Genomic DNA, 1,364 nt, shown 5'->3' with positions numbered 1-1,364 from the left:
AACTCCTCACGATAGGTCCGAAGGTTCGGCACGAAGATTATCGGATAGTCACCGAAGCGGAACGCTACTCCTAACGCGCCAGAACAAGAACATTAGGCATACGACTTTCGACTGACCTGAACGGTAAGAATTTTCAGCTCCACAATCGGGAGGGACGAGCGGGACGCTTTCGGATCGCCGGGGGCGATGCTGGTAATCCGTTAAGCCCGAGCCGAACAGCAGTGGCGGACGCTGGTAACTCAGCCTCATTGAAGGTCGCACACCCACAAACAATCGGATTGCGATGTTGCCCGACGCTATCTGCGGGCTGCGGAAGACCGCGAGTTACTGGCCCAGTACCTGGGTGAGTCCATGATCTGGTGCGGCAGAGCGCGTGGTCGGGTGTAGTGCCACCGGAGAGTGGCCAAGTCGGGCGCAGCTGTGACCTCTCGACCGTCGCCCGGGCCCGGCACGATTCCGAGCGCCATCAATAACATTCCAGTTGAGGCACCCGGCATCGGTGCGCGAAAGTCGTAGCTGATCCTTCTCTATCCACTGTGTGAACGGCGTTGTTCGACGGTCAACGCGAGGGCCGTGACAGCTAGGTCGCTGGTGCTTGTGACATCGAGCCCAGTGAGGGTGGTGAAGTCCCGAAGGCGTCGGCGCACCGTGTTTCGGTGCCTGTGTGTGCGTTCGGCGATGTTCGCGATAGTTCCCCCGTACGCGACCAGGTCGCCGACAGTCTCCAACAGAGCGGTGCGCTCGTACTCGCTCAGCATTTGTAGTGGACCGAACACTGCCTTGTGCACAGCATCGGCTACTTCGGCGTTTCCAGCTGCGATAGTGTGCAACCAGGTCTCGCGCACATGGCGCACCCCTGGAGTGACTCGGCCTTCGACTGTGGTCCGTGCAAGGCGAATTGCGCCAGGAACGTGTGCGAGTCCCTCGGCGTCCACCACGGTGCAGACGTGGTCCTCCAGTGCGACAAGATAGTCGATGAGGTTGGTTCTGGTATTCGGACGGTGAACGATCGCACGTAACTCATGTCCGTACCAACCGAAATGGTGAGCGATGCCGCTGGAACTCAATCGATGGGCGCAGCCGCCGATTAGCTCGGGTTGGGGAACGCCAAAATCCCCGACAGGACACAGGAATGTACCCGAGACTGGCAGGCCGAGAATCTGGGCGGCGTTGTCAACGGCGACGTGATTAGCTGCTCCGTCTATGAGCAGTTGGTCGAATGCCTCGGCTCGAATCTCCTCGAGTCCTCCTTGAGCAACTTGGTAGCCGCGCACCATTTCCTCGGTGCTCGTTTCGACCGTCTCCCACACTATGACCGACAACAGTTCGAGGAAGTCGGTTCGCGCAGCGAGATCAAGGTATCG

The 1,364-nt window shown here is 59.5% G+C and carries 1 protein-coding gene; it reads right to left on the bottom strand.

The features are described 5' to 3' along the window. Nucleotides 1–527: 527 nt before the first annotated feature. Nucleotides 528–1,364 (bottom strand): helix-turn-helix domain-containing protein (locus tag ACIQ2D_RS22015; protein WP_402867421.1); only part of this gene is annotated, 837 nt, incomplete at its 5' end.

The sequence above is a fragment of the Lysinibacillus sp. NPDC097287 genome (assembly GCF_044761695.1).
Classification (GTDB): domain Bacteria; phylum Bacillota; class Bacilli; order Bacillales_A; family Planococcaceae; genus Lysinibacillus.
This window is presented reverse-complemented; position numbering and strand designations above follow the sequence as displayed.